Raw genomic sequence first — 20,324 nt, 5'->3', positions numbered from 1 at the left:
CTCAGCCGCCGAGGCCGAGGGCGCCCGCGATCGCCGAGGCCAGCCCGTTCTTGACCGGCCCGGATTTCACGACACCCAGCAGCACGATGGCGAAGGTGCAGGCGGCGAGCGTGCCGACCGCGTACTCCGCCGTCGTCATCCCCCTCTCACCGACCGCCTTCGCCCGCAGCCACCGTCGGATCATGACGTCTCGCATGGTTCTCATCCCTTCGTCCGGCCGACGCACCGGTGGCGTCGACGTCCGGGGACCACGCTGCCGCCGCGGGCGGTCACGCACGAGGGGGCGGGGGCGACTGTGGACGACCAACGCCTCGAGCCCCGGGGTGGGGATGCCTCAGCCGAGGGTGGTACCGCTGGAGGTGAGGAAGCCGACGCCAGCGGCGATCCACCAGCACGCCTGAGACAGGCCGATGGCCACCATCGTCCGGTAGCGGGTGCGCGAGGGCAGGTCGGCCAGCGTCTTCGGGCGACCCAGGGCGGCGAGCCGACGGCCCAGGCTGCGCGTCGCCACGCCATTGTTGACCAGGACGAGGACCGCAGCCAGCTTCACCCAGGTCTGCGCGGATCCGAGATCCGGGTGGAGGAAGAGCCCGGACGTCAACAGCAGCACCAGACCGAACCAGATGATCGGGTGTGCGGCATCGGCCAGGCGGAGGTTCTCGCGGAAGGTGCGCAGCCCGGAGAGCCACACCAGGCCGTACCAGTCGATGAGCATGACGGCCCCGAGCGCGAGGGTCATCCCGATGACGTGCGCGGAGGCCGCCACGGCGTGACCGACCGGACTGACGTCCAGGACGGTCGAGCCCCAGATCGTCACCGCCCAGAGGAACGTCACGAGGAGGTGCCACCGCCAGGCCCGCGGCTGGACGACCGCCTCGGCCGCCCCCTTCGCCGGCTCCGGCACGTGATCGGCGACCCGCTCGGCGGCGTGTTCGACGACGGCAACGGCCTGCGCGACAGACGGCGCGTGCTCGTGCGTCATCAGCGACCTCCCATGTCGACTCACCCTTGCGCAAAGCATCCCACGGGGAGCCCACTCGGGAGCGCGGCGCTCACGGACTCGGGCGGCCGCGCGGGCCTACTCTGCAGCCATGGTCCTCTCCGCCGCGCTCTTCGCCGCACTCGCCGCCCTCCTGCACGTCTACATCTTCCTGATGGAGAGCTTCTGGTGGACTCGGCCGGCCATCTGGCGCCGTTTCGGCGTCGGCAGCCAGAACCAGGCCGAGACCATCCGCCCCATGGCCTACAACCAGGGCTTCTACAACCTGTTCCTCGGCATCGGCGCGCTCGTGGGAGCCGTCATGCTGCACAGCAACGTCGAGGTGGGTCGCGCGCTGATCCTCTTCGGCTGCGGCGCCATGCTCGCGGCCGCCCTCGTCCTCATGTCGAGCGGTCATCGCTACCTGCGTGCGGCGATGACTCAGGGCATGCTCCCCCTCATCGCCGTGGTCCTGACGCTCGGTATCTGACCCCCGCGAGGCGACCTACGACGTCAGGCCGGTTCGGCGATGGCGACGAAGTTGGCCACGTTGTGGCCGTCGGCGCGCTGACCCAGCGCGTCGTCGCACGTGATGAGGGCGACGCGCCGCACGGACCCGTTGGCGCCCCAGACGTCGGCGTCTCGCTGGATCTGCACCTTGTCCGCGAGCCGGGTCCGAACGACCCGGAGCTCCAGCACGTCACCGTCGGCATAACCGATGCGCACCTCCGCACCCTCGCGGAGCTCCGGCAGCCGCGCGAAGAGGTCGGGGGCGCCGTTGGCCTCGACGTGGGCTGCCACGACGGACGTCCCGACGAGGCCGGGGAGGACGCGTTGGTATCCGGTGAACCAGATGGCCGTGCCGGCCGGTGGGCTGATCGTCCCGTCGGCGCTCAGCCCGCCCGGTGCCACCGTGATGCGGATGCCGACCGAGGGCACCTCGACGAAGGACACCCGCTCGGAGGCGTCGGAGGGCGCACCGTCAAGGCCCCCACTCGCTGACGGCGTGGAGGGGCGACGTGCCGACGTCGCGCTCTCGCCGGGCACGGTCGTCGCATCGTCACGGGACGGCGACCCCTCGGCCCGCCGGGACGTCGACGAGGTCGTCGTGGCCTCGGAGCTCGCCTGCGACTGTCCGGGCACGCCCGACGTCGGGGTGGCGTCGCGCAGGACGAACCCGAGCGTCACCACCCCGACGAGGGCGAGCAACACGCCCGCCAGGATCAGCGGGCGGCGCGACATCAGTGCTTGGCGGACTGACGACGCAGGCCGGCTCCGGCGAGCGCGGCGCCGCCGAGCAGGGCGAGGGAGCCGCCGAGCAGCCACGGGGTGTTGGAGTCCTTCGCCGGGATGTCGGTCTCCACGACGGGGCCGCTGGGCACGTCGGTGGACGTGGTCACGGGCGTCGTCGTGGACGTGCCGGTCGACGTCGTCGACGTGTCGGTGGTGCTCGTGTCCGTCGACGTCGTTGTCGTGTCCGTCGACGTCGTCGTCGTGTCCGTCGACGTCGTGGACGTCGTCGTGCTCGTCTCCTTGTCGCCGCTGCACAGGATGACGTGCGAGAGGTCCTTGCCCGTGGGGTGGTCGTAGGCCTGACCGGCCACGGGGTTCGTGACCGTCACACTGGCGTCGTCACCAGCCCCGGCCTTGAGAACGAGCAGGACCCACTCACCGGCGGGGACGGTCCACGTCTTGTCGTTGAGGCCGTCGTACTTCGTGCACTCGACGTCGGTGTAGCCCATGTCCTCGAGGTAGGACACCCAGTAGTCCGTGTGGTTCTTGTCGGGGTCCACTGCGCTCTGGACGGAGGCCAGCGGTGCTGCCGTGGCCGTCGCGGCAGCGCCGACGCCCCCGGCGACGACTGCGGCTGCGCCGACGATGGCGGCGAGTTGACGGTTGGTCAGATGGCGTGCGTTCATGATGTTCCTTGTCCCTCAAGGGGCAATCGATCCGTGGGCCACCCGTGGCCCCCACCGCGCGTCAGCCCCACTCGACACGCGCTGATCCCGGGCCACCCCCACTCAGACATGGTTGAGCCTACGGCCGAGGACATGTGGACAGGCGTAACCAGACCCTCGATCTGCGTCGTTTCGACGCCTCTGTCTTGAATGTCCGGCAAAAACCCCATGACGCTGGTCGTCAGCCCGTGCCTGCCGTCCACGTCTCACGAGAGTGCCTCCCCCGCGAGAACGACGATGACGGGCAGCACGGCCGTGCAGAGGAAGGCCGGCAGGAACAGCAACCCGAGCGGGATGACCAGCGCCACCCCGGCCCGGGCGGCCGCAGCCTCAAGGCGCCGGGCCTCCGTCGAACGGAGTCGCCGGGCCGCGGCGAGCAACGCATCGGAGGGCGAGGCACCGGCCTCCTGCGCCAGCGTCAGGGCGAGCGCGGCCGGAGCCCACGCGCCAGGTACGTGCGCCCAGGCCTGCGCGCCCTCGTGTCCCCAGGTCAGCGCGACCGCGACCCGACGAAGGTCGTCCGCCACCGGACCGGCACTGGCATTCGCGGCGGCACCCAGAGCCTCCGGGACGCTGCACCCGGAGCGCAGAGCGAGCGCCAGCAGGACGATGCCGTCGGCCACCGTGTCGCAGGTGCGGTCGGGCACGCGTCGTGACGCGGAGACAGGCACCATGGCGACGCGCCGGCCCGGCCACAGCGTCACGGCCGCCAGCAGGGTCAGGAGCGTGAACGCGATCACGCCGGGACCACCGCTGGTCGCGTCGCGCGTCGAAGGAGGATTCGGCAACTCCACCAACCCGCCGCCTCCAGCACGAGGCCGATCGCGAGCGCGAGGACGGTGATCGGGGAGCCGAGGTAAAGCTCGGACGGAGGGACGCCGAAGGCGAGGCCGGCAAACGGGCCTGCCAGCGGCAGGGCCGTGAGGAGGACCATCGTGGCCCGGCTTCCCGCAGCGGCGGCACTCACCCGCGCCGCAGCCCCTTCGGCATCCCGCAGCACGCGGGCCGCGGCATCCAGGGCGGGGGCGAGCGACGCGCCACTCTCCTCGCTGACGGCCCACGCTCCCGCCGCGAGATCGAGGGAACCTCCGCGGCCGGCCGCACCCGTCTCCGCGTACCGCCGCCAGATGGGAGCCAGCGGCTGGCCCTGCGCGGCCGCCTCGAGCGCGTCGCCGAGCAGCGGCCGGAGCCCAGGGTGCACCCCGGGTTGTCGCGCGATGAGTGCCAAGGCCTCGGCCGGCGGCAGGCCGGCGCCCAGCGCCGCGGCCATCACCTCGAGGGCATCCGCGACCGCGCCGGGCGGGGGCTCCCGCCGTCGTCCCACTCGGCCGATCGAGGTGCCACGCGCCCGCCACCGCACTCCCGGCCTGAGACCGGCGACCGGGGAACCCGAGGAGGTGCCGACCGGAGCGGCCGCGGCACGCGGCCACAGCAGCACGCACGCCAACACGAGCAGGAGTGCCGTCATCGTCCGAGCTCGCGGATGGCCTCGACGCGACGGGTGCCGGAGGCGTCGCGGCGCAGGTGCACGACGACCTCGATCGCCGTCGCCAGTTGCGAGCGCACCGCGTCCGGACTCATCCCCGCGAGGGCGCCGAGCGCCTCGAAGCGCACGGCGACATCCTCGGCCCGGTTCGCGTGGATCGTGCCGGCGCCCCCTTCGTGACCGGTGTTGAGCGCGAGCAGGAGCTCGCGGACCTCGGCCCCTCGGACCTCCCCGACGACGAGGCGGTCGGGGCGCATCCGCAGGGCCTGCCGGACGAGGTCCACCATGGTCACGGTGCCCGCACCCTCGACATTCGGGGGGCGGGACTGCAGTCGGACCACGTGCGGGTGGTCCAACGCCATCTCGCGGACGTCCTCGACGAGCACGACCCGCTCCGTCGGCGCGACCTCCGCGAGCGCCGCGGCCAGCAACGTCGTCTTGCCGGTGCCGGTCCCACCACTCACGACGAAGGCGCGTCGCTCCACGACGACGTCCCGCACCTGCGCGACCTGCGTGGAGGTCAGCATGCCGAGCGCGACCAGATCATCGAGGGACGTCGCCATCCGGCGAGGAACCCGGAGGCTGATGTGGGCGCCGCCGTCGACGAGCGGCGGCAGGATCGCGTGGAGACGGATGCCGCCGGGCAACAACCCGTCCACCCAGGGGCGGGAGTCGTCGAGTCGGCGCCCCGCGTGAGCCGCGAGGCGGACAGCGAGACGACGCACACCATCGGATCCCAGATCCGCGGCGGGTTCCCGGGTGAGGCCTCGCCCGTCGTCGAGCCACACGCTCCCGTCCCCGTTGACGAGCACGTCCGTGACACCTTCCTTGGTGGCCACGGCCTCCAACGGTCCGAGCCCCATGAGCTCGCGGCGGAGCCGGTCCGCCTCGCGCTGCGCACCGACGTCGCCGAGGCGCTCGGCGCCGGCGGCCACGACGTCGCTGAGGACGTCACCCGTGGGCACCTGCCCGTCCCGGATGCGCCGATCGATCTCGGTGGACCAACTCATGACGCCTGCCGCGCTCCGGGCCAGCCGGCCCGGGAGAGGGCTGCGGCCGCCACGCGGCCGAGGGCATCGCCCCGGGTGCCGGGCGGGCGACCTCGGGACTCATCGGCAGGTAGCCGCGGATCGTCCGCGAGGTGGCCCCACCACGGCAGGCCCACGTGACGCGCCGCGGACTCGGCGAGGTCGTCGCGACGCCGTGGGCCGCGGGTGACCACTCCGTCGACGTCGGTGGTGACGACGTCCCGGGCCTCGTGGATTCTCCGCGGGGTGAGCCCCACCAGGAGCAGGATCACGCGCGCCCCGTCTGGCGCCCACCAGCCCGGGGTGCCCCCGCCCCGCGCCGGCTGTCCCCCGTCGACCACGACGAGATCGACCCCCTCGACCAGTCCCTGCACGACCGCCTCCCGGGCCGCCGGTGGGGCGCCGCGGCCGCCGCCCGCAAGCACACGCACTCCGTCGTCGCCGGGGAGCGCCTGCCACAGACGGGTGCCGTCGACGCGGCCCTCGACGGCGGCCAGGTCGGGCCAGCGATGCCCGGACAGGTGCTCGACGACCGCCGTGACATCGAGCCCGGCCCTGCCGGTGTCGCCCTCCACGAGGGCGACCTTCGTGCCGGTCGCCGCGGCGGCGTGCGCCAGGGCGCACGCGAAGGTCGAGGTGCCGAGCCCGCCGGAGGCCCCGAGGACGGTGATGACGAAGGACATGGCAGCGACCTTCGTCCGTGGGCAGCGCGGAGGTGGGCCACCCGGGCCCGCTGTGGACGACGAAGGGCGCGCCGCGCGGCCTGTGGATCCGGGGCGGAGGGGCGATTCGGGCGCGGCCGGCCGGGAAGAACCCTGTCCCGGCGCCTGAGGCACCGGGACAGGGGACGGCCCCCGTCGGGGGGGGACGACGGGGGCCGTCTACGTACCGGGCTCCGGGGGGATGAAGCCGGTACGAGAGTTCGCTCAACCCGAAGGGAACGAACAGGACCATCGTGCGCCATCCACCGTCACCGTGCAAGTCATTCGCCGGTTTCCTCGGCGGTTTCCACGAAATGGCCCGAAATGCCTAGTCATTCGGACGTTCCGGACTCCGACGACATCCGGCAAACGGGTGCCGGCGCCGTGGGCGGCACCCCCGGCGATCAGCTCAGACGCCCCGCCAGGACGGCGTCGGCGATGACGAGGCCCTCGCCCGCGGCGGCCTCGACGGCGCCCCCGGCGTGGGTCAACCAGAGCAGGACACCCTCCCGCCCACCAGTGGCGTACGCGGCCAGCGACCCGAGGTAGGCGGGCCCGCCTTCGGCGCCGTGACCCGCCTCGGGCACGGCCACGCCCGTCGGGTCGAGACCGCTGGCCTTGATGATGGCGCGCTCCATGGCTCTCGCGACGAGCCCGTTGCCGTGCGTGAAGGGGCGGATCGTCGCGATCTCCGCATGGACGAGCGCGGCGACCAGCAGCGCGGGCGCTCCCGGCGCGCTCAGCAGGGCGACCACCCCGTCGAGCCGTCCCCGGATCTGAGCGGGCGGCACGGGCTCACCGAGGTCGACGAGCTCCCCGCAGCTCTCATCGCCCAGTCGCGGTCGGCCCAGCGCCGCCGACGACTCGACGAGGTCCGAGGCCGCGGCGACGTGGAGGCGAGCCAGGGCTTGCATGGGTGACGTGAGCACAAGGCCCGCGACGTGCTCCGTCTCCGCCGTCGCGTTGACCGCACCACGCAGGACGCGCTCGGCGGGGTCCAAGGCCTCCGGCCATTCGCGAGCCCCCCGCATGAGGTCCCGCACGATGTCCACGTTGTTGCGCGCCCCGTCGAGCTCGGCGCTGGCCCACGCGCCGCGCACCCGGGACTCGGCCGCCGCCTCGGGGATGCGACGGCGCAGGGCCTGGTGCCAGCGGAGTCGGGTGCAGGCCTCCCGGGCACGCTCCGTCACCTCGGCGACCTCCGGGACGGCGGCGAGGGAGGACAGGGCAGCGGGGACGGCATCCACGGCGCGAGCCTACGGGGCCGAGCAGTACGACACCCCTGCCGCACCATGACGCAGCACTACAGTGCAGGCATGACGGGCGCCTTCCACCTGCCCACGGCGCTGGCCGTGGCCGCCTTCGCGCTCGTCCTGGCCCTCGCCTGGTGGCTCGTGAACAAGGCCCGCGCCCAGCGGCGCGGCTTTCTCTCGGCGACGGACCGGGCGACCTACGAGACCCTGCACTCGGCGTCGGTCGCCGGTCGCCACCTCGCCGAGGGGCTCACGGACGACGGCTGCGAGCGCGCCGCACCGCACCTGCGCGCCATGCTCGACGTCGGCGCCGTCGCCCTCTGCGACCCGACGGCCCTCATCGTCTGGGACGGCATCGGTGACCACCACGCCTCGACCGTCCTGGCCAGCGCCCGGGCGAGCCTCGAAACCGGCGCGACCGTCGTGCTGCGCGCCGACGACGTCCGCTGCGGCCTCGCCGAGTGCGAGATCCGCGCTGCCGTGATCACCCCGCTCGTGGCCGACGACCTCGTCATCGGCGCGCTCGCGGCGTACGGCAGGGAGGCCAGCGCTGGCCTCGCGCGGGCGACGGAGGAGGTCGCCGCGTGGGTCAGCGCCCAGGTCGAGCTGGCCGACCTCGGTCGCGAGCGCACGCGCGCCATGGAGGCCGAGCTGCGCGCCCTGCGGGCCCAGATCAGCCCCCACTTCATCTACAACTCGCTGGCCGCCATCGCCTCCTTCGTCCGGACCGACCCTGACCGGGCCCGTGAGCTGCTCCTCGAGTTCGCCGATTTCACCCGCTACGCGCTGCGCCGCGGCGGCGCCTTCACAACGTTGTCGGAGGAGCTGCGCAACGTCGAGCGCTACCTCGTCCTCGAGCAGGCCCGCTTCGGCGAGCGGCTCAAGATCAGCCTCCTCGTCGCGCCCGAGGTCCTGTCGGTGACGTTGCCCTACCTCGCGATCCAGCCCCTGGTGGAGAACGCGGTGCGGCACGGACTCGCCGCGAAGGAGGGTCCGGGCACCGTGACGATCACGGCGTCGGACCGCGGCGGCTACGCAGAGATCAGCATCGAGGACGACGGTGTGGGCGCCGACCCGGAGGTGATCCGCAAGGTCCTCGACGACCAGCACGAAGGGGACTCGATCGGCCTGGGCAACGTCGACTCGCGCCTTCGCCAGCTCTACGGCGACGACGTCGGGCTGGTCGTGGAGACCGGCCCGCAGGCCGGGATGAAGGTCACCTTCCGGATCCCGAAGTTCTCCGCGGCGGCCCAGGCCACCGACTGAGCCTCCGCTCTCTGCTCATCGAGGGCCAGCCGGCCGTAGGCTGCCACCCATGCCAACGCAGGACGATCGGGGTGCGGCCGTGCCCCACACCCGCGGCCTGACCGCCCTCGTCGTCGACGACGAGGCCCCGGCCCGCTCCGAGCTGAGCTATCTCCTCGAGCAGGACGACCGGATCGGCACGGTCCTCACGGCGAGCAGCGGCACGGACGCCCTGCGGTCCCTCGAGCACGAGCCGGTCGACGTGGTCTTCTCCGACATCAACATGCCGGGCCTGGACGGCATGGAACTCGCCCGGATCGTTGCCCGCTTCGCCGAGCGGCCCCAGATCGTCTTCGTCACCGCCTACGACGAGCACGCCGTCGACGCCTTTGCCGTCGCAGCCACCGACTACGTCATGAAGCCGGTCCGACCGGACCGCCTCGCTGAGGCCGTCCGTCGCGTGGTCACCGGCCTCGCCGAGGCGCCGGCCCCGGCCCCGGCGCCCGCCGCCCTCGAGGACGAAACGATCCCCGTCGAGCTGGGCGGGGTCACGCGCTTCGTCCAACGCAGCCAGATCCGCTTCGCTCGGGCTCAGGGCGACTACGCGCGCCTGCACACGCGGGACGGGTCCCACCTCGTCCGCATCCCCCTGGCGACGCTCGAGGAGCGTTGGGCGAGTGCGGGATTCGTCCGCATCCACCGCAGCACCCTCGTGTCGACCAACCACGTCGAGGAGGTCCGCAGCGACCACGGTCGCGTCACCGTCGTCGTCGAGGGCCAGGAGCTCCAGGTGAGCCGCCGGCACGCACGCGACCTTCGCGAGCAGATGCTCCAGCTCCCCGGACGCACCCCGCCGTCGTGACCCAACCGACCGTCGGTCGCCGCGTGCGCGTGACCCGCACCCGCCGCGGCGCCCCGCGCCGGAATGCCGGGCGCCTGCGGCAGGACGTGCACGATCAGACCGGACTCGGCGCCCTCTACCTCGATCACCTCATGCGCGCGCAACGCCGCCTCGCGCTCCTCGTCATCGGCCTGGGCGCCCTCCTGCTCGGCGGCCTGCCGGTCCTCTTCGCGGTGCTCCCGGCCGCCGGCCGCCTCGACGTGGCCGGTGTCCCGCTGCCGTGGCTGCTGCTCGGCTTCGTCGTCTACCCCACCGTCTTCCTCGTCGCCCGCGCCTACACCCGGGCGAGCGAACGCATCGAGGACCAGTTCGTCGAGATCGTCGGGGAGCCGTGAGCGACCCCTACGGCCTGGCGATGATCGTCGTCGTCTGCGTCACCACCCTCGGACTCGGCATCTTCGGCATGCGGCTCTCGCGCGCGACGAGCGACTTCTACGTCGCCGGGCGGGCGGTGGGCCCGGTGCGCAACGCGAGCGCCATCGGCGGGGAGTACCTCTCCGCCGCGTCCTTCCTCGGCGTGGCCGGGCTCGTCTACGACGGCGGCGTCGACCTCCTCTGGTTCCCCGTCGGCTACACGGTCGGTTACGTCGTCCTCCTCGTGCTCGTCGCCGCCCCGCTGCGCCGGTCGGGGGCGTACACGCTGCCCGACTTCGCCGAAGCGCGCCTCGAATCACGCAGCCTGCGCCTGCTGTGCTCGGGACTGGTCATCGGCATCGGCTCTCTCTATCTCCTCCCCCAACTCCAGGGCGCCGGCATCGCGCTGCGCCACGTCACCGGCGCGCCGCCGTGGGTCGGCGGCCTCGTCGTGGCCCTGATCGTCGGGATGAACGTCGCCGGTGGTGGCATGCGCTCGATCACGCTGGTCCAGGCGCTGCAGTACTGGTTCAAGCTGACCGCCATCGCCGTGCCGGCCTTCGTCCTGCTGTGGGTCTGGTGGCGATCCGGCGCGCCCGACCCGGTCGGTGAGCCGGCCGGGTGGGATGAGCCGATGTGGGGCTTCGGCGCCAACGACCACCCGCTCTACACGACCTGGTCGACACTGCTGGCGCTCAGCCTCGGCACGATGGGTCTGCCGCACGTCGTCGTCCGCTTCTACACCAACCCCGACGGCCGCGCGGCCCGCCGGACCACCGTCGTCGTCCTTGCCCTGCTCGGCCTCTTCTACGTCTTCCCACCGCTCTACGGCTGGCTCGGTCGGGTCTACCTCCCGGGGGGCGCACGGGCGGGCGCCGCGGACACCATCGTGCTCGACCTCCCCACGGCCGTTCTCGACGGCACCTCCGGCCAACTCTTGGGCGCGCTCCTCGCCGGCGGTGCGTTCGCCGCCTTCCTCAGCACCGCGAGCGGTCTCGTCATGTCCGTGGCCGGGGTCATCGACCAGGACGTGCTGCGCCCACGCCTGTCCCGCCTGACGAAGGGGGACGCCTCGGGCGTCCAGAGTTTCCGGCTGTCCACGGTGCTGGCCGTCGTCGGCCCGTACGCCCTGAGCCGGCTCGTCGAACCACTCGGCATCGCGACGACGGTCGGGCTCGCCTTCGCCGTCGCGGCCGCGACCTTCGCTCCCCTGCTCATCCTCGGGGTGTGGTGGCCGCGGCTGAGCACCACGGGCGCGGCGGCCGGACTCGTTCTCGGCGGTGGCGCCGCCACCAGCGCCGTCATCGCGACGATCTCGCTCGACGACCGCACGGGGTGGTTGGGCGCGCTGCTCGAGCACCCGGCACTGTGGACGACCCCTCTCGCCTTCGCCGCCGCGATCCTCGTCTCGCTCGCGACACCGGGACGGATCCCGCGCCACACCCGCGCGACCCTGAGCCGCCTGCACTCGCCCGAGCGGCTGCGCAGCCGCTGACGCAACCCCCTTCCCCATCCCCGGCTGACCGCTGGTCGCCCGTGAGCGACCGTTCGGCGCACGCGCGCCGTCCGCAGACCGCGCGAGGGCCCCTCCGGTCGATGCCCGCCCGCGCGGGGGTCCCCGTCGCCCCTTGACCACCGTCACTCTGGGCCTGTCCAACGGCGGGCGCCCAGCCTGCCGTGCAACCCACGGAGGCCGTCGGTGAACCCCGAGACCCAGACCTTGGGCGAGCGCTATCTCGCCGTACAACAGACGGAGGAGTTCGGCGAGTTGCGTCGGCGCTTCCGCGGATTCGTCTTCCCCCTGACCGCGTTCTTCCTGGCGTGGTACTTCCTCTACGTGCTGCTGTCGGTCTTCGCGACCGACTTCATGAGCACGAAGGTGTTCGGCAACATCAACATCGGCCTCCTGATGGGCCTGGGTCAGTTCGTCACGACCTTCGCCATCACGCTCCTGTACTCGCGCTGGATGAACCGTGAGTTCGACCCGCGCGCGGACGCCATCGGCCAGGAGCTCATCGACGGGGACCCGTCATGAGCGCCCTGACCACGGCCCCCGTCCTGTCCGGCGTCGTCGCCGAGACGAGTGTCGGCAGCCCGGCCCTCAACATCGGCATCTTCGCCGCCTTCGTCCTCGTCACGCTGACGATCGTCATCAAGATCGCCGGCGGCCGCAAGACCGCCGAGCAGATGTACACCGGCGGCGGCGCCTTCTCCGGCAAGCAGAACGGCATCGCCATCGCCGGTGACTACCTGTCGGCGGCGTCCTTCCTCGGCATCGCCGGCGCCATCGCCCTCCAGGGTTACGACGGCTTCCTCTACTCCATCGGCTTCCTCGTCGCGTGGCTCGTCGCGCTCCTGCTCGTCGCCGAGCTGATGCGCAACACCGGCCGCCTGACGATGGCCGACGTGCTGTCCTACCGCCTCAAGCAGCGGCCGGTCCGCATGGCCGCAGCGACGTCGGCTCTGGCCGTCTCGTTCTTCTATCTGCTCGCGCAGATGGCCGGCGCGGGCGGGCTCGTCTCGCTCCTCCTCGGCGTCAGCGGCGCCACGGCGCAGAACATCGTCATCGCCTTCGTCGGTGTCGTCATGGTTGCCTACGTCATGATCGGCGGAATGAAGGGGACCACCTGGGTCCAGATCATCAAGGCCATCCTCCTCATCACGGCCACCGCGGTCATGACCGTCTGGGTCCTGGGCAAGTACGGACTCAACCTCTCGAGCCTCTTCCAGGCCGCGGTCGACGCCAACCCCAAGGCCGGCGAGGCCCTCCTCAACCCCGGTCTGAAGTACGGCATCTCGACGACGTCGAAGATCGACTTCATCTCGCTGTCCCTGGCCCTGGTGCTCGGCACGGCCGGACTGCCGCACGTGCTGCAGCGCTTCTACACGGTCCCGACGAGCAAGCAGGCCCGCAAGTCCGTGGAGTGGGCCATCTGGCTCATCGGCGGCTTCTACCTGCTGACGCTCGTCATCGGCTTCGGCGCCGGCGCCCTCGTCGGCCCCGAGAAGATCGCGGCCGCACCGGGCAAGGCCAACGCGGCCGCGCCGCTGCTCGCCTACGAGCTCGGTGGCTCGCCGCTGCTGGGCATCGTCTCGGGCATCGCGTTCGCGACCATCCTCGCGGTCGTCGCCGGCCTGACCATCACGACGAGTGCGACCTTCGCGCACGACCTCTACAACCGCGTGTGGCGTCGCGGTGAGGCCACCCAGGAGGAAGAGGTGAAGGTCGCCCGCTACGCGGCCCTCGGCGGTGGCGCCATCGCCATCGGCGGCGGCATGCTCGCGAAGGACCAGAACATCGCCTTCCTCGTGGCCCTCGCCTTCGCCGTCGCGGCGAGCGCGAACCTGCCGACGATCCTCTACTCCCTCTTCTGGAAGCGGTTCAACACCCGAGGTGCCCTGTGGAGCATCTACGGCGGTCTCATCTCGGCGATCGGGCTGATCATCTTCAGCCCCGTCGTCTCCGGCAAGCCGGTCGACCCCGTGACGGGCAAGAGCCCGTCGATGCTGCAGGGCGTCGACTTCTCCTGGTTCCCCCTCGACAACCCCGGACTCGTGTCCATCCCCCTCGGCTTCCTCCTGGGCGTGATCGGCACCCTCACGAGCAAGGAGTTCGACGCGGCGAAGTACGCGGAGATGGAGGTGCGCAGCCTCACCGGTCACGGTGTGGGCGAGGCGATCCACCACTGACCGGCGCGGGAATGGACCTCACCGGTCCATTCCTCCACCGCCGGCGCACCCCGGGCCCGGGGGATGGACATCCACCGTCCATTCCCCGGGCCCGGTCGCGTCCGCTCGGCGCGCCAACCGCCCCGCCCGTCGCGTCGACGCAGGAAGGGGTTGAACCGCTCGCCGCCACGGGGTTGGCTTGGGGGCAGTGACCACTCAATGAGGAGGAACGGTGCCCAACGGAACCGATCAGTTCGCGCCCACCGCAGAGTTCGCCGCTCAGGCGAACGGCAAGGCCGGGCTCTATGACCAGGCCGATGCCGACCACGAGGCCTTCTGGGCCGAGCAGGCCCGCAACCGTCTCACCTGGGCCACCGACTTCACCCAGACGCTCGACTGGACCGACGCCCCCTTCGCCAAGTGGTTCGTCGGCGGCGAGCTCAACGTGGCCTACAACTGCGTCGACCGCCACGTCGAGGCCGGCAACGGCGACCGCGTCGCCTTCCACTTCGAGGGCGAGCCGGGTGACACCCGCACGATCACCTACGCGGACGCCCAACGAGAGGTCTCGAAGGCGGCCAACGCCCTGGAGTCGCTCGGCGTCACCAAGGGCGATCGCGTCGCGATCTACCTGCCGATGATCCCCGAGGCCGTCTTCACGATGCTCGCCTGCGCGCGCATCGGCGCACCGCACTCCGTCGTCTTCGGCGGCTTCTCGTCCGACGCTCTGCGCACCCGCATCGCCGACGGCGAGGCGAAGGTCGTCGTGACCTCCGATGGTCAGTGGCGGCGCGGCAAGGCCGCCCCGCTCAAGGCCGCCGTCGACGAGGCGATCACCGGAGAGACCACGGTCGAGAAGGTGCTCGTCGTCCAGCGCACCAAGACCGACGTCGCCTGGGACGAGGAGCGCGACGTCTGGTGGCACGACCTCGTCGAGGCCCAGAGCGACACGCACGAGGCCCAGCCGCACGACGCGGAGCACCCGCTCTTCATCCTCTACACGTCCGGCACGACCGGGAAGCCCAAGGGCATCCTGCACACGTCGGGCGGCTTCCTCACCCAGGCCGCGTACACCAACTCGGTCGTCCACGACCTGCACCCGGAGACGGACGTCTACTGGTGCACGGCCGACATCGGCTGGGTGACCGGCCACTCGTACATCGTCTACGGCCCCATGGCCAACGGCGCGACGCAGGTCCTCTACGAGGGCACCCCCGACAGCCCGCATCAGGGCCGCTGGTGGGAGATCGTCCAGAAGTACGGCGTGTCCATCCTCTACACGGCACCCACGGCCATCCGCACGTTCATGAAGTGGGGCGACGCCATCCCCGCGAAGTACGACCTCAGCAGCATCCGCGTCCTCGGCAGCGTCGGCGAGCCGATCAACCCGGAGGCGTGGCTCTGGTACCGCAAGAACATCGGCGCCGACTCCGCACCGATCGTCGACACGTGGTGGCAGACGGAGACCGGCGGCATCATGATCTCCCCGCTGCCCGGCGTGACCTCGCTCGAGCCGGGCTCGGCGCAGCGCCCCGTCCCGGGCATCAGCGCCGAGATCCTCGACGACGAGGGCAACCACCTCACCGATCCCGACGCCGTCGGCTACCTCGTGCTCACGAAGCCGTGGCCGGGCATGCTCCGCGGGATCTGGGGCGACCCGGAGCGGTACAAGGAGACCTACTGGTCGCGGTTCGGGCCGAAGTTCTACTTCGCCGGCGACGGGGCCAAGTACGACCAGGCGGGCAACATCTGGCTGCTCGGCCGTGTCGACGACGTCATGAACGTCTCGGGTCACCGACTCTCGACCACCGAGATCGAGTCCGCGCTCGTCTCGCACCCGAAGGTCGCCGAGGCGGCGGTCGTCGGCGCCAGCGACGAGACGACGGGTCAGGCCGTGTGCGCCTTCGTCATCCTCCGCGAGGAGTTCGTGCAGGAGGCCGACGAGGCGGGCGAGGGCGAGGAGCTCGTGCAGGAGTTGCGCAACCACGTGGCGAAGGAGATCGGCCCGATCGCCAAGCCCCGTCAGATCCTCATCGTGCCGGAGCTACCCAAGACCCGCTCGGGCAAGATCATGCGCCGGCTGCTCAAGGACGTCGCCGAGAACCGTGAGGTCGGTGACGTCACGACCCTCGCCGACTCCTCGGTCATGGGCCTGATCAAGGACGGGATGGCCACGCCAGCTGCGGACTGACCTCCGCCGGAGGGGGTAGCGGGGCCCGGGACGCCATGGCGGCCCGGGCCCCGCTGCGTCGTACCCCCTGTCCGTCGGGCCGCCAGCCGTCAGGCCGTCTGGTGGCGGGAGGTGTCCCGGTTGGCGCCGCCCGAGACCGTCTCCATGGGCAGCCACTGCCCGCGGCTGATCATGACCTCACGCAGGATGTCGGGGCGGTCGGAGATGAGCCCGTCGACGCCGGCGTCGAGGAGGCGGTGCATCAGCTCCGGGTCGTCGACGGTCCACACGACGAGCCGCAGCCCGAGTCGGTGGGTTCGGGCGACGAGGCGGTCGGCGAAGACGGGCACGCGGCCGAGGCTGATCGGCACGTGGGCGAAGCGGCCGCGCAGCGTCCGCGCGGGGATCGGTGCGCCGGCCTTGGAGCACGCGATGAGTGTCGTGAGGGAGCGCCAGCCCAGCGCCGTGCGGACCCCCGGGGCCTGGGAGCGGAGCTGCTCGAGCCAGGAATCCCACGCCCCGGCCACGCAGAGGCGCTCGGCGAAGTCGCGGCGCTGCAGCAGCCGCGCGAGCGGCTCGATCGCGGCCTGGTCCTTGAGGTCGATGGTGAACCGGGCGTCGGGGAAGGCCTCGAGGGCCTCGGCCAACGTCGGGATCGGTTCGGTGCCCTCGACGCGGACGTCACGCAACTGCTTCAGCGTGTGCGCGCCGATGCGTCCGCGGCCGTCGGTGCACCGATCGAGGAGCTCGTCGTGGAAACAGACCAGCTCGCCGTCGGCGGTGAGCTTGATGTCGGACTCGAGGTAGCGCACGCCCAAGGCGCTCGAGCGCGCAAAGGCCGCCAGGGTGTTCTCGGGGGCGAGGCCCGCACCTCCGCGGTGCGCGATCGCCAGGGGCTGCTGCTCGTCGCCGTAGCTCATGAGTCCACGGTGACGGACCGGGACGCCCGGACCGGCCCCGTCGTGCCCACAGCGACGACAGTTCACCGAGGCTTCCCGCGGCGGCCCACGGTGTCGCACGCGGGTCGACTGCCGTTCATGTGAGGCGCGGTGTGACCGGCGTCACGATCACGCGCCGATGGCGCCGGAATGCCCCACGAGGTCAGATGGTTGATTTTTCCATGACCAACATCGGAATCGTCATCACGAGCACCCGCCCCACCCGCATCGGCCCCAAGGTCGCGACGTGGATCGCCGCGCAGGCCCCGGAGGGCGTCGAGGTCGAGATCATCGACCTCGCCGAGCAGGGCCTCCCCTTCCTGTCCGAGCCGGGCATGCCAAAGGACGGCAACTACGAGCAGGCGACGACCATCGCCTGGTCCGAGAAGGTCTCCTCGCTCGACGGCCTGATCTTCGCCACGGCCGAGTACAACGCGTCCTTCACGGCGCCCCTCAAGAACGCCATCGACCACCTCTTCACCGAGTGGGAGGGCAAGCCCGTCGCCCTCGTCGGCTACGGCTGGATGGGCGGCTCCCGCGCCGTCGAGGCCCTCAAGCCGGTCTTCGGCAACGTCAGCGCCGTGGTCGTCGACGCCCCGGGCCTGGTCTTCATGGACGAGATCAGCATCGACGGCGACCTCACGGTCAACGACGAGACGACGGCGGCGCTCGCGGCGACCTTCGCCGAGCTCGAGGCGAAGGTGCCCGCGACCGCCTGATCCGGTCGCACCGCTCCTCGATCGGCCCCGCGGCCTCGCCGCGGGGCCGATGTGCGCCCGGGTAGAGTCGTCACTGGTGTGCCGGGAAGTCTGGTCGGCGTCGCCCCGCTCCGCGGGCGTCCGTTGGCTGACCCGCACCCACTTCCCGGAGGATCCGTGAGCACCCCCGAACGCCGCCGCCAGCAGGGCGCCGATGACCGCGCCGACTCGACGGCCATCCTTCGACGGCCGGGGTGGCCCGAGGCGCAGCGTGTCGCCGAGGCGCTGCGCACCGAGACCATCGGCGGCGCGGTCCTGCTCGCCGCCGCCCTCGCCGCGCTCCTGTGGGCCAATTCGCCCTGGCGCGACTCCTACGCCGCCCTGCGGGACCTCGAGGTCGGGGTCGACTGGGGCCACCTGCGGCTCTCGCTCGGCCACTGGGCCGCCGATGGGCTGCTCGCCGTCTTCTTCTTCGTCGCGGGACTCGAGCTGAAGCGCGAGTTCCTCGTCGGCGAGCTCCGCAACCCCGCGAAGGCGGCCGTGCCGGTCGTCGCGGCCGCCTTCGGCGTGATCGCCCCCGCGCTCGTCTTCGTCGCCGTCATCCTCGCCCTGGGCGGCTCGCCAGAAGAGTTGCGCGGCTGGGCCATCCCGACGGCGACGGACATCGCCTTCGCCCTGGCCGTGCTCGCGGTCATCGGCAGTGCCCTGCCCACCGCACTGCGCTCGTTCCTGCTGACGTTGGCCGTCGTCGACGACCTCATCGCCATCACCATCATCGCCATCTTCTACACCCAGTCCCTCGCCCTGACGCCCCTCCTGCTCGCGCTGCTTCCGCTGGGTGCGTTCGCCGCGCTGGCCCAGCGCCGGATGACCCAGTGGTGGCTCCTCGTGCCCCTCGCCCTGGCGACGTGGGGCCTCGTCCACGCCTCGGGCATCCACGCCACCGTCGCTGGAGTGCTCCTCGGGCTGGCCGTTCCGGTCCGGCCGCGCGCGAGTGTCCCCGCCGCCAGTCGCCTGTCGGCGGACACGGACGTCGCCCACCGCTTCGAGCACCTGTTGCGCCCGCTGTCCGCCGGCGTCGCCGTGCCCGTGTTCGCCTTCTTCGCTTCCGGCGTCACCGTCGTCGGTGGCGGCCTCGGTGCCGCCTCCGCCTCCCCGGTGACGATCGCCGTGGTGGCCGCCCTCGTCCTGGGCAAGGTCATCGGCGTCTTCGGGTCGACCTTCGTCCTGGCGAAGTTCACCCGAGCCCAGCTCGACGACGCACTGTCCTGGGTCGACGTCTTCGGCCTGGCGCTCCTGACGGGCATCGGATTCACCGTCTCACTGCTCGTCGGCGAGCTGTCCTTCGGCGCGGGGTCGGCGCAGGACGACCACGTGAAGGTCGCGGTGCTTGCCGGGTCCCTCCTGGCGGCCCTGCTCGGCGGAGCCGTGCTCCGCGTGCGCAACGCCGCCTGGCGCGAGCTCGCCGAGGTCGAGGCGAGCGATGTCGACCTCGATGGCGTCCCCGACGTCTACCAGGAGGAGACCCGCGGAAGGGCGGACGGCTAGGGTACTGCTCGGTACATCCGGCCCCCGTGGCCATCGCCTACCCCCGGAGACGCACCATGACGCAGCAGCACGAGACCACCGCGCGCCACGCCGCACCTGTGGTTGCCCCGCCCGAGCGGACCGTCGGTCAGCTCGTCGCCGACGCCTCGCACGACGTCTCCACGATCATCCGCAGCGAGATCGCCCTCGCCAAGCTCGAGGTCACCTCGGGCGCGAAGGGGATCGGCAAGGGAGCCGGCTTCCTCGCCGCCGCCGGGGTCCTGGCCATCTTCGGCCTGATCTACCTGCTGCACGCCCTGGCGCACGTCATCGGGATCTGGCTCCCCCTGTGGGCCGGCTACCTCATCGTCGCGGCGCTCATCCTCATCCCCGCCGTCGTCCTCGCACTGCTCGGCATCAAGGCCCTGAAGAAGGCCAAGCCGGCTCCGGAGCGCGCGATCAAGAACGCGCAGCAAACCGTGGCCGCGCTCAAGCCGGGCCACTGAGCACCGACGCGCAGGCGGCCCTCGTCGAGGGTCCGTGGACGCACCGTTTCGTCGCGGCGAACGGGGCACGCTTCCACGTCGCCGAGATGGGCACCGGACCGCTGGTCCTGCTCGTCCACGGCTTCCCGCAGTTCTGGTGGGCCTGGCGCCACCAGATGACCCCGCTGGCCGAGGCGGGCTACCGCGTGTGCGCCGTCGACCTGCGGGGCTTCGGTGCCAGCGACAAGCCGCCGGGGGGCTATGACGCCACGACGATGACCGACGACCTCGCGGCCGTCATCCGCTCCCTCGGCGCCGACCAGGCCGTCATCGTCGGGCACGGCATCGGCGCGTGGTTGGCGTGGTGCATGCCGGCCCTGCAGCCCACCGTGACGCGGGCCATCGCGACCCTGTCCATGCCCCATCCGCGGGTCTTTGCCCGCGCGTCGCTGCGGCACCCTCGCCAACGACGGGCCAACACCTACATCCGAGCGCTGCAGGTCCCCTTCGCGCCGGAGCGGCAGCTGGCCGCCGGCGGCCGCGTCACCGAACTCCTGCGCGCGTGGTCGGGGCCCGACCGATCGTGGCTGACGCCCGAGGTGCTCGAGCGCTACGAGGACATCCTCGGGCTGCCCTTCTCCCCCCAGGCCGCCGCCGAGTTCTACCGGTGGCTCGCGCGGGTGAGAGTGCGTCCCGACGGCTGGGCCCTCATGCGTCGGATCAGCACGCCCATCGACGTCCCCGTCCTCCAACTCCACGGCTCGCGCGACCGCGCCGTCGTGAGCGGCCTGGCCAACGAGAGCGCCCCCTTCGTCGACGGCCCGTTGCGCCTCGTCACGCTGTCGGGCGTGGGTCACTTCCTGCCCGAGGAGGCGCCGGAGAAGGTGACCGGTCACGTTCTCGAGTGGCTGCCCACGGTCTAGCCGACCGGC

General features: G+C 72.0%; 22 protein-coding genes. 12 read left to right on the top strand and 10 right to left on the bottom strand.

Going from position 1 to position 20,324, the window contains the following annotated elements; translation table 11 throughout:
* Position 1: 1 nt before the first annotated feature.
* On the bottom strand, positions 2–196 hold the full coding sequence (locus tag ACQBAS_RS01630; RefSeq protein WP_427384591.1) for a DUF4244 domain-containing protein: 195 nt from the start codon (positions 194–196) through the stop codon (positions 2–4).
* Positions 197–334: 138 nt separating this feature from the next.
* Positions 335–982, bottom strand: coding sequence for a hypothetical protein (locus tag ACQBAS_RS01625; RefSeq protein ID WP_427384590.1), 648 nt, complete (start codon positions 980–982; stop codon positions 335–337).
* 109 nt (positions 983–1,091) lie between these two features.
* Between ACQBAS_RS01625 and ACQBAS_RS01620 the strand changes: the two genes are divergently transcribed.
* Positions 1,092–1,469 (top strand): DUF1304 domain-containing protein, encoded by a 378-nt coding sequence (locus ACQBAS_RS01620; RefSeq protein WP_427384589.1) that lies wholly within the window; start codon positions 1,092–1,094, stop codon positions 1,467–1,469.
* A gap of 23 nt (positions 1,470–1,492) precedes the next feature.
* Here ACQBAS_RS01620 and ACQBAS_RS01615 read toward each other — a convergent pair whose 3' ends face one another.
* From ACQBAS_RS01615 to ACQBAS_RS01585, 7 genes are all read right to left on the bottom strand, one after another.
* Positions 1,493–2,191, bottom strand: coding sequence for a class F sortase (locus ACQBAS_RS01615; RefSeq protein WP_427384588.1), 699 nt, complete (start codon positions 2,189–2,191; stop codon positions 1,493–1,495).
* Between the two features lie 29 nt (positions 2,192–2,220).
* On the bottom strand, positions 2,221–2,898 hold the full coding sequence (locus ACQBAS_RS01610; protein ID WP_427384587.1) for a hypothetical protein: 678 nt from the start codon (positions 2,896–2,898) through the stop codon (positions 2,221–2,223).
* A 245-nt stretch (positions 2,899–3,143) separates the two neighbouring features.
* A complete protein-coding gene (locus ACQBAS_RS01605) occupies positions 3,144–3,677 on the bottom strand; it encodes a type II secretion system F family protein (protein WP_427384585.1) in 534 nt (177 codons plus the stop codon).
* The gene (locus ACQBAS_RS01600) at positions 3,674–4,405 is read right to left on the bottom strand and encodes a type II secretion system F family protein (RefSeq protein ID WP_427384584.1); all 732 of its coding nucleotides are present in this window, start codon (positions 4,403–4,405) and stop codon (positions 3,674–3,676) included. Before ACQBAS_RS01600 ends, ACQBAS_RS01605 begins: the two co-directional genes overlap by 4 nt.
* Entirely contained in the window at positions 4,402–5,433 is a 1,032-nt protein-coding gene (locus ACQBAS_RS01595; protein ID WP_427384583.1) for a TadA family conjugal transfer-associated ATPase, read from the bottom strand. Before ACQBAS_RS01595 ends, ACQBAS_RS01600 begins: the two co-directional genes overlap by 4 nt.
* On the bottom strand, positions 5,430–6,134 hold the full coding sequence (locus tag ACQBAS_RS01590) for a hypothetical protein (RefSeq protein ID WP_427384582.1): 705 nt from the start codon (positions 6,132–6,134) through the stop codon (positions 5,430–5,432). The genes ACQBAS_RS01595 and ACQBAS_RS01590 overlap by 4 nt, the downstream gene beginning before the upstream one ends.
* A gap of 422 nt (positions 6,135–6,556) precedes the next feature.
* Positions 6,557–7,399 (bottom strand): Fic family protein, encoded by an 843-nt coding sequence (locus tag ACQBAS_RS01585; RefSeq protein ID WP_427384581.1) that lies wholly within the window; start codon positions 7,397–7,399, stop codon positions 6,557–6,559.
* A gap of 69 nt (positions 7,400–7,468) precedes the next feature.
* On the opposite strand from ACQBAS_RS01585, the gene ACQBAS_RS01580 reads away from it, so the two are divergent.
* The 7 genes from ACQBAS_RS01580 (at position 7,469) to acs (ending at position 15,765) form a co-directional block, all read left to right on the top strand.
* Entirely contained in the window at positions 7,469–8,671 is a 1,203-nt protein-coding gene (locus ACQBAS_RS01580; RefSeq protein ID WP_427384580.1) for a sensor histidine kinase, read from the top strand.
* A gap of 49 nt (positions 8,672–8,720) precedes the next feature.
* Positions 8,721–9,512: a LytR/AlgR family response regulator transcription factor gene (locus ACQBAS_RS01575; RefSeq protein ID WP_427384579.1), complete on the top strand. Its 792-nt coding sequence runs from the start codon at positions 8,721–8,723 to the stop codon at positions 9,510–9,512.
* Positions 9,509–9,886 carry a hypothetical protein gene (locus ACQBAS_RS01570; RefSeq protein WP_427384578.1) on the top strand — a complete coding sequence of 126 codons (378 nt, stop codon included), beginning with the start codon at positions 9,509–9,511 and terminating at the stop codon, positions 9,884–9,886. The genes ACQBAS_RS01575 and ACQBAS_RS01570 overlap by 4 nt, the downstream gene beginning before the upstream one ends.
* Positions 9,883–11,400 (top strand): cation acetate symporter, encoded by a 1,518-nt coding sequence (locus tag ACQBAS_RS01565; RefSeq protein ID WP_427384577.1) that lies wholly within the window; start codon positions 9,883–9,885, stop codon positions 11,398–11,400. Before ACQBAS_RS01570 ends, ACQBAS_RS01565 begins: the two co-directional genes overlap by 4 nt.
* Positions 11,401–11,604: 204 nt before the next feature.
* On the top strand, positions 11,605–11,940 hold the full coding sequence (locus ACQBAS_RS01560) for a DUF485 domain-containing protein (RefSeq protein WP_427384575.1): 336 nt from the start codon (positions 11,605–11,607) through the stop codon (positions 11,938–11,940).
* Entirely contained in the window at positions 11,937–13,595 is a 1,659-nt protein-coding gene (locus ACQBAS_RS01555; RefSeq protein WP_427384574.1) for a solute symporter family protein, read from the top strand. Before ACQBAS_RS01560 ends, ACQBAS_RS01555 begins: the two co-directional genes overlap by 4 nt.
* 211 nt (positions 13,596–13,806) lie before the next feature.
* Positions 13,807–15,765: an acetate--CoA ligase gene (gene acs, locus ACQBAS_RS01550; protein ID WP_427384573.1), complete on the top strand. Its 1,959-nt coding sequence runs from the start codon at positions 13,807–13,809 to the stop codon at positions 15,763–15,765.
* 89 nt (positions 15,766–15,854) lie between these two features.
* Here the strand turns inward: acs and ACQBAS_RS01545 are convergent, their stop codons facing one another.
* Entirely contained in the window at positions 15,855–16,664 is an 810-nt protein-coding gene (locus ACQBAS_RS01545; protein WP_427384572.1) for a glycerophosphodiester phosphodiesterase, read from the bottom strand.
* A gap of 200 nt (positions 16,665–16,864) precedes the next feature.
* Between ACQBAS_RS01545 and ACQBAS_RS01540 the strand changes: the two genes are divergently transcribed.
* From ACQBAS_RS01540 to ACQBAS_RS01525, 4 genes are all read left to right on the top strand, one after another.
* Positions 16,865–17,401: an NADPH-dependent FMN reductase gene (locus tag ACQBAS_RS01540; RefSeq protein WP_427384571.1), complete on the top strand. Its 537-nt coding sequence runs from the start codon at positions 16,865–16,867 to the stop codon at positions 17,399–17,401.
* Between the two features lie 156 nt (positions 17,402–17,557).
* Positions 17,558–18,928, top strand: coding sequence for a Na+/H+ antiporter NhaA (nhaA, locus tag ACQBAS_RS01535; protein ID WP_427384570.1), 1,371 nt, complete (start codon positions 17,558–17,560; stop codon positions 18,926–18,928).
* Positions 18,929–18,984: 56 nt separating this feature from the next.
* The gene (locus tag ACQBAS_RS01530; RefSeq protein WP_427384569.1) at positions 18,985–19,413 is read left to right on the top strand and encodes a phage holin family protein; all 429 of its coding nucleotides are present in this window, start codon (positions 18,985–18,987) and stop codon (positions 19,411–19,413) included.
* Between the two features lie 86 nt (positions 19,414–19,499).
* Entirely contained in the window at positions 19,500–20,315 is an 816-nt protein-coding gene (locus tag ACQBAS_RS01525; protein WP_427384568.1) for an alpha/beta fold hydrolase, read from the top strand.
* Positions 20,316–20,324 lie beyond the last annotated feature (9 nt).

Origin of the sequence: Janibacter zhaoxuefangae, from assembly GCF_050271985.1 — a bacterium.
Classification (GTDB): domain Bacteria; phylum Actinomycetota; class Actinomycetes; order Actinomycetales; family Dermatophilaceae.
The sequence above is the reverse complement of the archived record's forward strand: the minus strand, read 5'-3'. Positions and strand labels throughout refer to the sequence as shown.

Coding starts and splice junctions, on each gene's coding strand:
- ACQBAS_RS01580 (WP_427384580.1), top strand. CDS start 7,469: ATGACGGGCGCCTTCCACCTGCCCACGGCGCTGGCCGTGGCCGCCTTC.
- ACQBAS_RS01545 (WP_427384572.1), bottom strand. CDS start 16,664: ATGAGCTACGGCGACGAGCAGCAGCCCCTGGCGATCGCGCACCGCGGA.
- ACQBAS_RS01630 (WP_427384591.1), bottom strand. CDS start 196: ATGCGAGACGTCATGATCCGACGGTGGCTGCGGGCGAAGGCGGTCGGT.
- ACQBAS_RS01575 (WP_427384579.1), top strand. CDS start 8,721: ATGCCAACGCAGGACGATCGGGGTGCGGCCGTGCCCCACACCCGCGGC.
- ACQBAS_RS01600 (WP_427384584.1), bottom strand. CDS start 4,405: ATGACGGCACTCCTGCTCGTGTTGGCGTGCGTGCTGCTGTGGCCGCGT.
- ACQBAS_RS01610 (WP_427384587.1), bottom strand. CDS start 2,898: ATGAACGCACGCCATCTGACCAACCGTCAACTCGCCGCCATCGTCGGC.
- ACQBAS_RS01620 (WP_427384589.1), top strand. CDS start 1,092: ATGGTCCTCTCCGCCGCGCTCTTCGCCGCACTCGCCGCCCTCCTGCAC.
- ACQBAS_RS01625 (WP_427384590.1), bottom strand. CDS start 982: ATGACGCACGAGCACGCGCCGTCTGTCGCGCAGGCCGTTGCCGTCGTC.
- ACQBAS_RS01595 (WP_427384583.1), bottom strand. CDS start 5,433: ATGAGTTGGTCCACCGAGATCGATCGGCGCATCCGGGACGGGCAGGTG.
- ACQBAS_RS01530 (WP_427384569.1), top strand. CDS start 18,985: ATGACGCAGCAGCACGAGACCACCGCGCGCCACGCCGCACCTGTGGTT.
- ACQBAS_RS01540 (WP_427384571.1), top strand. CDS start 16,865: ATGACCAACATCGGAATCGTCATCACGAGCACCCGCCCCACCCGCATC.
- ACQBAS_RS01555 (WP_427384574.1), top strand. CDS start 11,937: ATGAGCGCCCTGACCACGGCCCCCGTCCTGTCCGGCGTCGTCGCCGAG.
- ACQBAS_RS01525 (WP_427384568.1), top strand. CDS start 19,500: ATGGGCACCGGACCGCTGGTCCTGCTCGTCCACGGCTTCCCGCAGTTC.
- ACQBAS_RS01590 (WP_427384582.1), bottom strand. CDS start 6,134: ATGTCCTTCGTCATCACCGTCCTCGGGGCCTCCGGCGGGCTCGGCACC.